We start from the raw sequence: 13624 nt of genomic DNA on the forward strand, positions 1-13624 counted from the left end.
CGGGCGGCACCGGGCGGCCCCCTCCCGGGCGGGCGGTGCCGTCCCCGCCCCACGCCCTAGGCTGGGAGCATGAGTACGTTGCGCGGCCGTATGGGGCCGGTCGGTCTGCCCGAGTGGGACCGCTGCGCGGTCATGGGTGTGGTGAACGTCACGCCCGACTCCTTCTCCGACGGCGGCCACTGGTTCGACACCGCCCTGGCCGTCAAACGGGGCCTCGAGCTCACCGCCGCCGGTGCCGACCTGGTCGACGTGGGCGGCGAGTCCACCCGGCCGGGCGCCGTCCGGGTCGACGAGGAGGAGGAGCTGCGCCGCGTCGTCCCGGTGGTCCGCGAGCTGGCCGGCGAGGGCGTGGTGGTGTCCGTGGACACCATGCGGGCCTCGGTCGCCGAGGCCGCCGTCGCGGCGGGCGCGACGCTGGTCAACGACGTCAGCGGCGGACTGGCCGACCCGGCGATGGTCCCCGTCGTCGCGGCGGCGGGCGTCCCCTTCGTGGTCATGCACTGGCGCGGCTTCAGCGCCGACATGAACAGCCGCGCGGTCTACGGCCCCGATGTCACCGGCGAGGTCGTCGACGAGCTGCGCCGGCGGGTGGACGCGGTGGTCGACGGGGGCATTGCCCCGGACCGCCTGGTGGTCGACCCCGGCCTGGGCTTCGCCAAGCACGCCCCCCACGACCTGGCCCTGGTCGCCCAGCTGGACCGGTTCCGCCGGGCGATGGAGCTGCCGCTGCTGGTGGCCGCCTCCCGCAAGCGCTTCCTCGGCCGGGTCCTGGCCGGCCCCGAGGGCGACCCGCCGCCGGCCCGGGAACGGGACGCCGCGACCGCGGCGGTGAGCACGCTGGCCGCCCGCGAGGGCGCCTGGGCGGTACGGGTCCACGAGGTGCGGGCCAGCGCCGACGCCGTACGGGTGGTCCGGGCCGTCGAGGCGGCGGCCGCGGCCGCGGCGGGCGCCGAGGGGGCCGAGTGAGCACCGCCCGGACGGACAGCGAGCGGGTCGAGCTGGCGAACACGGCCCTCTACGAGGCGATGGAGCAGGGCGACACAGCCGCCATGGAGCGGCTGTGGCTGAACGAGCCGGGCTCCGAGGTGTCCTGCGTCCACCCCGGCTGGCCGGTGCTGCGGGGCCGCAGCGAGGTCCTGCGCTCGTACGCACTGATCATGGCCAGCACCGACTACATCCAGTTCTTCCTCACCGACGTCGAGGTGTCGGTGGCGGGCGACACGGCGCTGGTGACCTGCACCGAGAACATCCTCAGCGGCGGCCCGGCCGAGGCCGAGGGCGAGCTGGGCCCGCTGGTGGGCCAGCTGGTGGTGGCCACCAACGTCTTCCGCCGCTCCGGGGACGAGTGGAAGGTCTGGTCCCACCACGGATCGCCGGTGCTGACCGCCGAGGACGAGGAGGACGAGGACGAGTACGGCGGCGAGTACGGCGGGGACGGCGAGGGCCCCTCGGCGACCGCCTGACCTCGCGTTCTGCACACGTCGGGGTGAGGGTGGGGGACCACTCGTTCGAGCTGCACGGACCGCGGGTAGGGGTGGACCGGAGGATCTTCGGGTAGGCGCGGCGCGAGGCGGCGCGGTACCCGCGGGCGGGCGCTGTCGGTGCTCGCAGGTAGATTCGAAGGCGGGCGACCCGGCCGAGGGCAGGAGCGGGCGATGCGCCGGCACCGGCCGGCGCGCCCCCATACCGACGACAAGCTGGAGTGATTCGTGTGGATCGTGTCGCGCTGCGCGGCCTGAAGGCCCGGGGCCACCACGGGGTGTTCCCGCGGGAGCGCGAGGAGGGCCAGACCTTCATCGTCGACCTGGTGCTGAGCCTCGACGCCCGGCCGGCCGCGGCGGACGACGACCTCACGAAGACGGTGCACTACGGCGTGGTCGCGGAGGAGGTCGTGGAGATCGTCCAAGGCGAGCCCGTCGACCTCATCGAGACGCTGGCCGAGCGGATCGCCGGCGCGTGCCTGAAGCACGAGGCCGTGCAGCAGGTGGAGGTCACCGTCCACAAGCCCGACGCCCCGATCACCGTTCCCTTCGACGACGTGACGATCACTATCACCCGGAGCCGAGTATGAGCAGCAGCGACCCGACCGTGCAGCCGGTGCCCGCCTCCGTGGTGGAGCGCGTGGACGCCGCCGATGTCACCCTGAGCAACCCCAAGCGCGCCGTGATCTCCATCGGCAGCAATCTGGGCAACCGCCTGGAGACGCTCCAGGGGGCGATCGACGCGCTGGAGGACACCCCGGGCCTCCGCGTGAAGGCCGTCTCGCCGGTCTACGAGACCGAGCCGTGGGGCGTGGAGCCCGGCTCCCAGCCCTCGTACTACAACGCGGTGGTGCTGGTGAAGACCACCCTGCCGCCGGACTCCCTGCTGGAGCGGGGGCACGCGATCGAGGAGGCGTTCGAGCGCGTCCGCGACGAGCGCTGGGGCCCGCGCACCCTGGACGTGGACATCGTGTCCTACCAGGACGTCGTCTCCGACGACCCGCGGCTCACGCTGCCGCACCCGCGGGCGCACGAGCGGGCCTTCGTCCTCGTGCCGTGGCACGACGTGGACCCGGACGCCGTCGTCCCGGGCCGCGGCCCGGTGGCCGAGCTGCTGGCCTCGGTCGGCCGCGAGGGCGTGGCGGTGCGCACCGACCTGGAACTGCGACTGCCGGAGTAACCGTTGGCCCCGTGGAGGGGCCCGCGGGCACGGACATGTGGACCGAACGACGATGAGGCGATGAGGGGCGACGGCTCGGTGAAGCAACTTCGGATCGGGGTGCTGCTCGGCCTGTTCGCCGCGGCCGGGGTGCTCTCGTGGGGCGCGGCCCGGCTGTGGGACGCCTTCGGCACGCTGCCCAGCGTGCCGGTGGCGGCGCCGATCGTGCTGGCGGTGATCGCCGTCGTCCTCTTCGCGACGGCCCTGTCGCTGCGGGCGCGGCTGCGGGCCCAGCGCGAGCGCCGGCCCGGCGCCAAGGGCGTCGACCCGCTGCTGGCCGCCCGCGCGGTGGTCTTCGGCCAGGCCAGTGCGCTGGTCGCGGCCCTGGTGGCGGGCATGTACGGCGGCGTCGCCGTCTTCCTGCTGGCCGACGGCATCGACGTGCCGGCCCACCGCGACCAGGCGATCGCCGCCGGCGCCTCGGTGCTGGCGGCGGCCGGCGTGATAGCGGCCGCCCTGTTCCTGGAGCGGGTCTGCAAGCTGCCCGAGGACGACGACGAGAACCACGGCGCGGGCGCCGCCCGCGCCTGATCCCGCCCTTTAGGCGCCCGCCACCGACTGGACCTCCGCGTCCGACCCGAGGCTGCGCCGCAGCGCCTCGTGCAGCTTGCCGGGCGTCAGCACGCCCAGGAAGTGGTCCGCGTCCTCGCCGCCGAGCACGGCGATCCACCCGGCGTCGTGCTGGAGCATCGTGCTGAACGCCTGCTTCAGCGAGGCACCGGGCCGCAGCCAGGCGTCCATGCGCCGCGCGTGGTCCCGTACGGTGCCGGAGCCGCCGGCCGGGGTGCCGGAGGCGACGGCCTCCGCCGACACCCAGCCGTGCAGGCGGTCCGCGTCGTCCAGGACGACGGCCCAGCGCGCCCCCTCCGTGTCCAGCACCAGGGCCGCGGCCGTGAGGCTGTCGTCCAGGTGGACCACCGGCGGCTGCTCCAGGTCCTCGGCCCGTACGGGGGTGACCGACAGCCGCTTCAGGCCGCGGTCCGCGCCGACGAAGTCGGCGACGTACGGGGTGGCGGGGGCCCCGAGCACGACGGCCGGCGCGTCCAACTGTTCGATCCGGCCCTGGCCGTAGACCGCGATGCGGTCGCCGAGCCGGACGGCCTCCTCGATGTCGTGGGTCACGAACAGCACGGTCTTGCGTACCTGCGACTGGAGCCGCAGGAACTCGGTCTGGAGCCGCTCGCGCACCACCGGGTCGACGGCGCCGAAGGGCTCGTCCATCAGCAGGACGGGCGGGTCCGCGGCGAGCGCCCGTGCCACGCCGACCCGCTGCCGCTGGCCGCCGGAGAGCTGGGAGGGGTAGCGGTCGCCGTACACGGACGGGTCGAGGCCCACGAGGTCCAGCAGCTCGGCCGCCCGCGCACGGGCCTTCTTGCGCTGCCAGCCCAGCAGGTGGGGGACGGTGGCGGTGTTCTCCAGCACCGTCTTGTGCGGGAAGAGCCCGACTTGCTGGATGACGTAGCCCATGCGGCGGCGCAGCTCGACGGGGTCGCTCGCGGCGATGTCCTCGCCGTCCACGAGGATGCGGCCCTCGGTCGGCTCGATCAGCCGGTTGACCATCTTCATCGTGGTGGTCTTGCCGCACCCGGACGGTCCGACGAGCGTGACCAGCTCGCCCTCCGCCACCTCGAAGGACAGGTCGTCCACCGCGGTGGTCCCATCGGCGTAGCGCTTGGTGACGTGCTCGAATCGGATCATGGTTCCCCATTGTGGCCGGAGCCGCCGCGCGCGTGCCGGTGCCGGGGCCGCCGGCCGGGGCGTGGCGGTCGAACGCGCCGGAGGCGAATGTCAGTGCCCCGGGTTAGGGTCGCTGGTGACCGACCGTGAAGCCAAGGGGGAGGGAGGCACGGATGGCGGGCGAGAGCTGCCTGATCAGCAATGCCTGGATCTGCGGCGAATACGTGCGCACCCGCGGCCAGGAGCTCACGGACGCCGTGCTCCAGCACATCGGCATCACGGCCGCGTCCGTGGCCATCGGTGTCCTGGTCGCCTTCCCGCTGGCGCTGCTGGCCCGCCGGTGGCGGGGCCTGGCCGGCCCGGTCCTCGGCGCCACCACCGTGCTCTACACGATCCCGTCGCTGGCGATGTTCTCGCTGCTGGTGCCCATGTACGGCCTGTCGGTGGCCGTCGTGATCACGGGCCTGGTGCTCTACGCACTGACGATCCTCGTGCGGAACATCCTGGCGGGCCTGGCCGGCGTGCCGGAGGAGGCGCGGGAGGCGGCGCGCGGCATGGGCTACGGGCCGCTGCGGCTGCTGTTCGCCGTCGAACTGCCGCTGGCGCTCCCCTCCCTGATGGCGGGTCTGCGGATCGCCACGGTCTCCACCATCTCGCTCACCACCGTGGGCGCCATCATCGGCTACGGCGGCCTGGGCAACCTGATCCTCGAGGGCAAGAACAGCTACTTCAAGGCCGAGGTGCTCACCGCCTCGGTGCTGTGCGTGGTGCTGGCGGTGCTCGCCGACCTCGCGCTGCTGCTCGTGCAGCGGCTGCTGACGCCGTGGACACGGGCCGGCCGGGGCCGGGCGGGCCGCCGCGGGCGGGCCCGCGCCGAGGAGAAGGCGGTGGCCGTCTGATGGACGTCGTCTCGCGCACGTGGCAGTGGCTGGCCACGGCCTCGCACTGGTCCGGCCCGGACGGCGTCTGGCACCGGCTCGGCGAGCACCTGTTCCTGACCGCCGCGTGCCTGCTCATCTCCTGCGCCGTGGCGCTGCCGGTGGCCGTCGTCCTCGGCCACACGGGCAAGGGCGGTGCGCTCGCGGTCAACCTGGCCAACGCCGGCCGGGCGGTGCCGACCTTCGCGGTGCTGGTGCTGCTCGTGCTCGGCCCGCTCGGTTCGTACGGCTCGCTGCCCACGGTGCTCGCCCTCGTCCTCTTCGCGATACCCCCGCTGCTCACCAACGCGTACGTGGGCATGCGGGAAGTGGACCGGGACATGGTCCAGGCGGCGCGGGGCATGGGGATGACGGGCGGTCAGGTGATCGCCCGGGTCGAGCTGCCGCTGGCCTTCCCGCTGCTGGCCACGGGCATACGCTCGGCCGCCGTCCAGGTCGTGGGCACGGCCACGCTGGCCGCCCTGGCCGGCGGCGGCGGGCTGGGCCGCATCATCACGGCGGGTTTCCGGCTCACCGACACCGCGCAGGTGGTGGCGGGGGCCCTGCTGGTGGCCGTGCTGGCCCTGCTGGTGGAGGGCGTGTTCGTGCTGCTCCAGCGGCTGCTGGACCCGATGCGGGCAGGCATACGGGCAGGGATACGGGCGGGGAGGGGCCGATGACGGGGAAGCCGCGCCGCGCGCGGACCGTACGCGCCACGGGGGCGGTGGCCGGCGTGCTGGCCCTGGCGGCGGGCCTGACCGCGTGCGCCGGGGACAGCCTGGAGAAGTCCGGCGCGCGCGAGGGCGGGGCGTCGGTGGTCGTCGGCTCGGCGGCCTTCACCGAGTCCAAGGTGCTCGCGGAGCTGTACGCGGGGCTGCTCCGGGACGCCGGGTACGCGACGACGATCCGTACGGTCGACGCCCGCGAGCTCTACGAGCCCGCCCTGGAGTCGGGGCAGATCGACGTGGTGCCGGAGTACGCCGCCACGCTGGCCGAATTCCTCAACAAGAAGCAGAACGGCAAGGACGCACCGCAGGTCGCTTCGCCCGACCCCGAGGTCACCGTCAAGGCCCTGCGGGAACTCGCCGGGCCACGTGGGCTGAAGGTCCTCGACCCGGGCCGCGCGGTGGACCAGAACGCCTTTGCCGTTACCGCCGAGTTCGCCAGGAAACACCAGCTCAAGACGCTTTCCGATCTTGGAAAGTCCCATCAGCGGGTCACGCTCGCGGCCGGTGACGAATGCAGGGTGCGGCCCTTCTGCAAACCGGGTCTGGAGAAGACGTACGGCATCGCGGTCTCCCGGGTGGAACCGCTGGAGGTCGGCAGCCCGCAGGCCAAGCAGGCGGTCAAGGACGGCCGGGCGCAGCTGCTGCTGACCACGACCACGGACGCCACGCTGAAGCAGTTCGGGCTGGTGGTTCTGCAGGACGACAAGAAGCTCCAGAACTCCGACAACGTGCTGCCCGTGGTGAATGAGAAGAAGGCGGGTTCGCGGCGGGTCGCCGAGGCCCTCGGACGGCTCAACCGGGTGCTGACCACGGCCGATCTGATGGAACTCAACAAGAAGGTCGACGCGCTGCGGCTCAAGCCCGCGGATGTCGCCGCGCGCTACCTCAAGGAGAAGCGGTTGTTGACGAAGTGACGAACGAGGAGAGAAGAGGGAGGAGAACAGGGAAGAGAAGTAAGATCAACGGAAGAGTTTGGTGGGGGAGTCACACGCCCGCGGCAACGCACGGTAAGTTTCAGGCCATGCCACGAGGACGCCACCGCCATTCCGCACCCCTGCACCGGCTTCTTCCCCCGCTCGCGGTCGCGGCGACATCCGTCGCCAGTGCCGCCGGGGCGCTGGTGGTGGGCGAACCGGCCGTCGTCCGCGCGCTCGCCGTGGCCGCCGCCGCGGCCACCGTGGTCGGCTCCGTGATGATGCGCCGCTGGGACCGCGCCGCCGGCAAGCGCGTCGCGCAGCTCACCGCCGCCCGGACCCGCGACGAGTGGAAGACCGAGGAGCGCATCGCGGAGCTGGAGACGGATCTCGAGGAGACCCGTCTCGCCCGCACCCGTCTGGAGGCCAAGCTGCGCTCCAAGCGCGCCGAGCTCGCCCGCCTGCGCACCGAGCACGCCGACCTGCTGCGCCGTTACGCCGCCGCCGAGACCGGCCGCGCCAGCGCCCTGGAGCGCCGCCGGCTGCTGGAGAAGGCCGCGGCCCTCGGCGGCACCGGCAAGGAACTGGAAGCGGCCGCCGGTGGCCTGGGCGGCGACGCGTACCGCCGGGCGGCCGACGCCCTGCGTGCCCTGGAGCGCAACGCCGCCGAGCAGGCGGCCGCCGCCGCCGAGCCTGCGCCCGGCAGCAAGCCGGCGCCCGCCGCCAAGGCCGCGCCCGTGCCTGCGTCCGCTCCCGCCGCGCGTAAGGCCCTCGCACCCGCTTCCGCACCGGCCACCGCCGCAGCGCCCGCCGCACCCGTCACCCCCGCCGTGCCGCGCCCGGTGCGGGCCGTCCCGCAGGGACCCTTCGACTTCTTCGGCAACGCCGCCAAGGAGGCGAAGGAGAAGGAGAAGCAGAAGAAGGCCGTGGCCACCCCTGTCGAGGAGCAGGACCTCGCCGACGTCGTCGGCGAGGAGGCGCTGGCCGTCGCCAAAGGAGCCCGGGCGGACGCGAAGGCCGAGGGAGCCGCGGCAGCGCTGGAGCCGGCCGAGGAGGTCATAGACCTCACCGCGCACGACGAGACCGAGCAGATCGACGTGGCGGACCTGCGCAGCGCCATCTCGTGACGGCATGACGGCTTGACGGGATGACGGAGCGCCCGTGGACGGAACCTTCCGTCCACGGGCGCTCCGTCGTTCCTCGCCCGTCTACTTGTCGATGTCCCCGACCACGAAGAACATCGACCCCAGGATCGCCACCATGTCCGCCACCAGCGTCCCCGGCAGCAGCTCCGTCAGCACCTGGATGTTGTTGAACGAGGCCGACCGCAGCTTCAGCCGGTACGGCGTCTTGTCGCCCTTGGAGACGAGGTAGTAGCCGTTGAGGCCGAGGGGGTTCTCGGTCCAGACGTACGTGGCGCCCTCGGGGGCCTTGAGCACCTTGGGCAGGCGCTGGTTGACCGGGCCCGGCGGCAGGTCGGCCAGCCGGTCCAGGCAGGCCTCCGCCAGCTCCAGCGCGTTGTGCGTCTGCTCCAGCAGGCACTCGAAGCGGGCGAGACAGTCGCCCTCCTCGCGGGTGACGACCTTGAGCACGTCGCCCAGCTCGCCGTACGCCAGGTACGGCTCGTCGCGCCGCAGGTCGAAGTCGACGCCCGAGGCCCGCGCGATGGGGCCGCTGACGCCGTAGGCGTGCACGGCCTCGCGGGAGAGGACGCCCACGCCGCGCGTGCGGCCGCGGAAGATCTCGTTGCCGAGCACCAGCCGGTCGTAGACGTCCATCCGGGAGCGCACCGAGGCGACGGCCTCCCGCGCGCGGCCGGTCCAGCCGGCCGGCAGGTCCTCCTTGAGGCCGCCGACCCGGTTGAACATGTAGTGCATCCGGCCGCCGGAGACCTCCTCCATGACCGTCTGGAGCTGCTCGCGCTCGTGGAAGGCGTGGAAGACGGGGGTGATGCCGCCGAGCTCCAGCGGGTAGGAGCCGAGGAACATCAGGTGGTTGAGCACCCGGTTCAGCTCGGCCAGCAGCGTGCGCAGCCACACCGCGCGCTCGGGCACCTCCATGCCCAGCATGCGCTCCACGGCGATGACGACGCCGAGCTCGTTGGAGAACGCCGACAGCCAGTCGTGCCGGTTGGCGAGCATGACGATCTGGCGGTAGTCGCGCGCCTCGAAGAGCTTCTCGGCGCCGCGGTGCATGTACCCGACGACCGGCTCGGCGTCCTTGATCCGCTCGCCGTCCAGGACGAGGCGCAGCCGCAGCACACCGTGGGTGGACGGGTGCTGCGGGCCGATGTTGAGCACCATGTCGGTGCTCTCCGCCGCGCCGCCGATGCCGACTGTCGTCTCCGTCATGACACCAGTTTCGCAGCCGCGGCGCAGGCGTCGCCGACGGGCTGCACCAGCCACCCGAATCCGCCCAGCCCCGCCGGAGCCGTCAGCTCCGCCGCCTCGCCGGCGGAGGACAGGGCCCGTACGTAGGCGGCGGGGTCGGTGCCGGCCAGGGACAGGGGCGGCCGGGTGCCGTCCACGCCCAGGGCGCGCAGGGCCCGGCGCTGGGTGGTGAGGACGGCGCCCGGCCCGGCGCAGGCGTCGAGGGCGACGTGCGCGGTGATGTCGCAGCCGCCGTCCGGGACGGGACGTACCTCGCGGCCCTCGCGGAAGCCGGTGAGGGTGCCGAAGGGCGGGCGGGAGGCACGGTCGTGGGCGTAGTCCACGGCGACCGCGAGCCCGGCCCGCAGCCCGCCGACGGCGGCCGCCCAGGCGGTGTCGCGCGGGTGCCCGATCTCGGCGCGCGAGCCGGGCGGCGCGCCCTCCAGCGGCCACCAGCGCTCCAGCCAGGCGGCGTCCGCCCCCGACACGGGGTCGCCCAGCAGTTCTTCGCCGTCGGGCCGTACGAGGACCTGGCGGGGCGTGCCGGTGCCGTCGGTCTCGGCGACGTCGACGGGGACGTTGTCGAGCCACTCGTTGGCGAACAGCAGGCCCGTCACGTCGCGCGGGGGAGCGTCCAGCCAGGTCACGCGCTCGTCCAGGCCCTGGGGCCGGTCCGCGAGCTCGACCGCGTACGGGCGCAGCCGCGCCGCCGTGGCAGGCGGGCAGGCGGCCAGGACGGCCGTCACCAGCTCGCCCCGCCCGGCACCCATGTCGGTGAACGCCAGCTCGGCGGGGTGCCCGAGGGCCGCGTCCACCCGGCACAGCAGCTCGGCCACCGCGGAGGCGTAGAGCGGGGAGGCGTGGACGGAGGTGCGGAAGTGACCGGCGGGGCCTTCGGGGCGCCGGTAGAAGCCGTCGGGGCCGTAGAGGGCGTCCTGGGCGGCCGCGCGCCAGGTCCGCGCGCCGTCCGCCGCACCGGTGCCGTACGCGCGGCCGGTCCCGTTCGTGCTGCTCGTCATGGGCCCCACGGTAGGCGGGCGGAGGGGACGGGGCCCCTCACCCGGTCTCTCCACCTTGGGGAGTAGAAGCCCGGCGACCGGATCGACCGCCGGGGTGACCCCCGGGCGGACCCCGCATGCCTACGCTGGGTGACGTGCAGCGCCTCTACGACTTCCTCCGCAGACACCCCACCGGTGTGGACGCCTTCTGGGCGTTCCTGCTGCTGGCGCTGAGTCTGCTGACCATTGCGGACGGGGCGGGCACCGGGTCGGCGGCGGGCAAGACGGTCGTGGCCCTCGCCCAGTGCACGGTGATCGCGCTGCGCCGGCGGATGCCGGAGCGGATGCTGCTGCTCTCGGCGGGCACGGGCCTGGTGCAGCTGGCCGCCGGCATCGGGCCGAACCTGGCCGACTTCGCCATGCTGGTGATCATCTACACGGTGGCGTCCAGCGGGGCCCGCTGGTCCTCGCGGTTCGCGCTGGTCGGCGGGCTGCTGGCGCCGTGGCTCGCCGCCGCGCGCTGGCCCACGCCCGGCGAGTCGCTGAGCAAGGGCATGCTGGGCACGGCCTTCGTCACCGTCCCGTTCGTGCTCGCCTGGGTGCTGGGCGACTCGGTGCGCACCCGCCGCGCGTACTGGGCCCAGCTGGAGGAGCGGGCGGCGCGGCTGGAGAAGGAGCGCGAACAGCAGGCCCAGATCGCGGTGACGGCCGAGCGCGCCCGGATCGCCCGCGAGCTGCACGACGTCGTCGCGCACAACGTCTCGGTGATGGTGGTGCAGGCCGACGGCGCCGCCTACGTGATGGACGCCTCGCCCGAGCAGGCCCGGCAGGCGCTCCAGACGATCTCCAGCACCGGCCGCCAGGCGCTGGCGGAGATGCGCCGCCTGCTGGGTGTGCTGCGCACCGACGACAGCGCCGAGGGCGGCGGCGAGTACGTGCCGCAGCCCGACGTCGAGCAGATCGGCGACCTGGTCGAGCAGGTGCGCGGCGCCGGCCTGCCCGTGGACTTCAAGATCGAGGGCGCGCCGCGCCCGCTGCCCAGCGGTGTGGAGCTGACCGCCTACCGCATCGTGCAGGAGGCGCTGACCAACACCCGTAAGCACGGTGGCCCGGACGTCGGCGCGAGCGTGCGCCTGACGTACTTCGACGACGGCCTGGGGCTGCTGGTCGAGGACGACGGCCGGGGCGCCGGGCAGGAGCTGTACGCGTCGGGCGGCGCGGACGGCCGGGGCCACGGCCTGATCGGCATGCGGGAGCGGGTCGGCATGATCGGCGGCACCCTGGACGCCGGGCCGCGGCCGGGCGGCGGCTTCCGCATCAGCGTGCTGCTGCCGATCAAGCCCGGCGGCTGACCCCGGCCGGACCCGAGGCACCACCGATTCCCGTTCCCCCTCCCCTCCGAAAGGCACCCCGCATGTCGATTCGCGTTCTCCTGGTGGACGACCAGGTCCTGCTCCGTACCGGCTTCCGCATGGTGCTCGCGGCCCAGCCCGACATGGAGGTCGTCGCCGAGGCCGGGGACGGCCTGGAGGCCCTGGAGGTGCTGGCCGGGGGCACGCCCGTGGACGTCGTACTGATGGACGTCCGCATGCCGCGGCTGGACGGTGTGGAGGCGACCCGCCGCATCTGTGCCGCCGCCCACCCGCCGAAGGTGCTCATCCTGACCACCTTCGACCTCGACGAGTACGCCTTCTCGGCGCTCAAGGCGGGCGCCAGCGGCTTCATGCTGAAGGACGTGCCGCCGGCCGAGCTGCTGGGCGCGATCCGGGCGGTGCACAGCGGCGACGCCGTGGTGGCGCCCAGCACCACGCGCCGCCTCCTGGACCGTTTCACGCCGATGCTGCCGAGCAGCAAGGCCGAGCACCCCACCGCGGAGCTGGCCCGTCTCACCGACCGCGAGCGCGAGGTGATGCTGCTGGTGGCCCAGGGCCTGTCCAACGGCGAGATCGCCGCCCGGCTGGTGCTCTCCGAGGCCACCGTGAAGACGCACGTGGGCCGCATCCTTACGAAGCTGGGGCTGCGCGACCGGGTGCAGGTGGTGGTGATGGCGTACGAGAGCGGCCTGGTGCGCGCCGGCGGCAACCACTGACCCTCTTCTGCGCCGCCCTCACCGCAGCACCGTCTCCAGGAAGTCGCTGCCCAGCCGGGCCACCGTTGTGAGGTCCAGCTGGTGCAGCACGTAGCGGCCGCGCCGGCGGGTGGTGATCAGGCCCGCCTTCTTCAGTACGGCGACGTGGCGGGAGACCTCCGGGGCGCTCACGTTGCAGGCGTCGGCCAGTTCACCGGTGGTGTGCGGGGTCCGCGCGAGCTGGCGGCACAGCCGCATGCGCAGCGGGTGGGACAGCGCCTCCAAGCGCTGCTTCAGCAGGTCGACGGAGGCGGGCCGCGGCAGTTCGGGGCCCGCGACCGGGTAGTGGACGACCGGCCGCCAGCCGGGCGCGTGGAGCACCATCAGGTGCGGCCAGCCGAAGGAGGTGGGGACGCACGTCAGCCCCGGGCCGGTGGCCGGGTCCAGGGCCGTGGTGCGGCCGGTCGACATCTTGTCGACGCGGATGCGGGTGCTGTTCTCGTGCTGCTCCAGCGTCACGGCCGGCGATATGGCCGTCAGGGCCTCGGCCGGCCCCTTGCGCCGCAGCAGCTCCGTCTTGTGCCGGGCGTCCGCCGCCAGGCCGACGCGGGTGCGCTGCCAGACTGCGGCGAAGAACGCCTCGTCGCAGTCCTCGAACAGCTGCCGCAGCCAGGTCCGGACGTGCGGCGGGTCGGCCAGCAGCCGCTTGGTGAACGCCATCTGCCGCGGGCCGCGGGCGGCGGCCATCTCCAGCGCCCACGCGCGCGTGCCGGGGTCGGTCAGCGGGGACACGTCCCGGGCGTAGGCGGAGCAGGTGAACTCCAGGGCGGCCTTCACGAACGCCTCGTCGTTCAGCCGGTCGAGCAGGTCGAGTTCCTCGGCGAGCGTGGCGCAGGGCTGGGCCGACCAGTCGCTCAGCCCGGCGTACGGCATCATCAGGTCGGAGAAGGTGGTCCGCCACAGGAAGTCCGCCTCGCAGAGCCGGTCGGCGAGGTCGGGGGCGAGCGCCGACCCGGTGGCCGTGACCCAGCCGTGCAGACCGGGGTGGTGTGCCGGTTCGGCCAGGGCGTGCAGGGTCATGCCCAGCTCGGCCAGGGGCGAGGGGGCGAAGACGATGCGCTCCGGCGGGAGCCCCGTGATGTCGATGTCCACGCTCATGGGGTCATCGTGCCGTGCTGTCATGCAGGTCGGGCCGCCGATTGACGGTCCCCGTCAATCCATGTGGCCGGTCCGGGCCGGCGGTCGCACCGTGG

Annotated in this window: 15 protein-coding genes; 11 read left to right on the forward strand and 4 right to left on the reverse strand. The window is 73.8% G+C overall.

The window, feature by feature from the left end:
- Window positions 1–69: 69 nt before the first annotated feature.
- The 5 genes from folP (at window position 70) to IE305_RS25170 (ending at window position 3231) form a co-directional block, all read left to right on the forward strand.
- Window positions 70–966, forward strand: coding sequence for a dihydropteroate synthase (folP, locus tag IE305_RS25150; protein ID WP_190132022.1), 897 nt, complete (start codon window positions 70–72; stop codon window positions 964–966).
- Window positions 963–1463, forward strand: coding sequence for a nuclear transport factor 2 family protein (locus IE305_RS25155; protein WP_190132023.1), 501 nt, complete (start codon window positions 963–965; stop codon window positions 1461–1463). Before folP ends, IE305_RS25155 begins: the two co-directional genes overlap by 4 nt.
- 248 nt (window positions 1464–1711) lie before the next feature.
- Complete coding sequence (gene folB / locus IE305_RS25160) at window positions 1712–2071, forward strand: dihydroneopterin aldolase (protein ID WP_229891511.1); 360 nt, start codon at window positions 1712–1714, stop codon at window positions 2069–2071.
- Complete coding sequence (gene folK, locus IE305_RS25165) at window positions 2068–2661, forward strand: 2-amino-4-hydroxy-6-hydroxymethyldihydropteridine diphosphokinase (protein ID WP_190132025.1); 594 nt, start codon at window positions 2068–2070, stop codon at window positions 2659–2661. Before folB ends, folK begins: the two co-directional genes overlap by 4 nt.
- Before the next feature lie 78 nt (window positions 2662–2739).
- Entirely contained in the window at window positions 2740–3231 is a 492-nt protein-coding gene (locus tag IE305_RS25170; protein WP_190132075.1) for a DUF3180 domain-containing protein, read from the forward strand.
- Window positions 3232–3240: 9 nt separating this feature from the next.
- Here the strand turns inward: IE305_RS25170 and IE305_RS25175 are convergent, their stop codons facing one another.
- Window positions 3241–4398, reverse strand: a complete 1158-nt coding sequence (locus IE305_RS25175) for an ABC transporter ATP-binding protein (protein ID WP_190132026.1) — start codon at window positions 4396–4398, stop codon at window positions 3241–3243.
- Between the two features lie 152 nt (window positions 4399–4550).
- Here IE305_RS25175 and IE305_RS25180 point away from each other — a divergent pair, with 152 nt between their 5' ends.
- The 4 genes from IE305_RS25180 to IE305_RS25195 all read left to right on the forward strand — a co-directional run bounded on the left by IE305_RS25180 (window position 4551) and on the right by IE305_RS25195 (window position 8063).
- Window positions 4551–5276 carry an ABC transporter permease gene (locus tag IE305_RS25180; RefSeq protein WP_190132027.1) on the forward strand — a complete coding sequence of 242 codons (726 nt, stop codon included), beginning with the start codon at window positions 4551–4553 and terminating at the stop codon, window positions 5274–5276.
- Window positions 5276–5974 (forward strand): ABC transporter permease, encoded by a 699-nt coding sequence (locus tag IE305_RS25185; protein WP_190132028.1) that lies wholly within the window; start codon window positions 5276–5278, stop codon window positions 5972–5974. The genes IE305_RS25180 and IE305_RS25185 overlap by 1 nt, the downstream gene beginning before the upstream one ends.
- A complete protein-coding gene (locus tag IE305_RS25190; RefSeq protein ID WP_190132029.1) occupies window positions 5971–6936 on the forward strand; it encodes an ABC transporter substrate-binding protein in 966 nt (321 codons plus the stop codon). Before IE305_RS25185 ends, IE305_RS25190 begins: the two co-directional genes overlap by 4 nt.
- A gap of 107 nt (window positions 6937–7043) precedes the next feature.
- The gene (locus IE305_RS25195) at window positions 7044–8063 is read left to right on the forward strand and encodes a hypothetical protein (RefSeq protein WP_190132030.1); all 1020 of its coding nucleotides are present in this window, start codon (window positions 7044–7046) and stop codon (window positions 8061–8063) included.
- A gap of 81 nt (window positions 8064–8144) precedes the next feature.
- Here the strand turns inward: IE305_RS25195 and IE305_RS25200 are convergent, their stop codons facing one another.
- Window positions 8145–9287, reverse strand: a complete 1143-nt coding sequence (locus tag IE305_RS25200; RefSeq protein WP_190132031.1) for an NADH-quinone oxidoreductase subunit D — start codon at window positions 9285–9287, stop codon at window positions 8145–8147.
- Entirely contained in the window at window positions 9284–10324 is a 1041-nt protein-coding gene (locus IE305_RS25205; protein WP_190132032.1) for an SAM-dependent methyltransferase, read from the reverse strand. Before IE305_RS25205 ends, IE305_RS25200 begins: the two co-directional genes overlap by 4 nt.
- A 134-nt stretch (window positions 10325–10458) precedes the next feature.
- Between IE305_RS25205 and IE305_RS25210 the strand changes: the two genes are divergently transcribed.
- Complete coding sequence (locus tag IE305_RS25210) at window positions 10459–11655, forward strand: sensor histidine kinase (RefSeq protein WP_190132076.1); 1197 nt, start codon at window positions 10459–10461, stop codon at window positions 11653–11655.
- Window positions 11656–11717: 62 nt separating this feature from the next.
- A complete protein-coding gene (locus tag IE305_RS25215) occupies window positions 11718–12392 on the forward strand; it encodes a response regulator transcription factor (protein ID WP_190132033.1) in 675 nt (224 codons plus the stop codon).
- An 18-nt stretch (window positions 12393–12410) separates the two neighbouring features.
- Here IE305_RS25215 and IE305_RS25220 read toward each other — a convergent pair whose 3' ends face one another.
- A complete protein-coding gene (locus IE305_RS25220; RefSeq protein WP_190132077.1) occupies window positions 12411–13523 on the reverse strand; it encodes a DUF5937 family protein in 1113 nt (370 codons plus the stop codon).
- Window positions 13524–13624 lie beyond the last annotated feature (101 nt).

Origin of the sequence: Streptomyces mashuensis (genome assembly GCF_014654785.1) — a bacterium.
GTDB lineage: Bacteria > Actinomycetota > Actinomycetes > Streptomycetales > Streptomycetaceae > Streptomyces > Streptomyces mashuensis.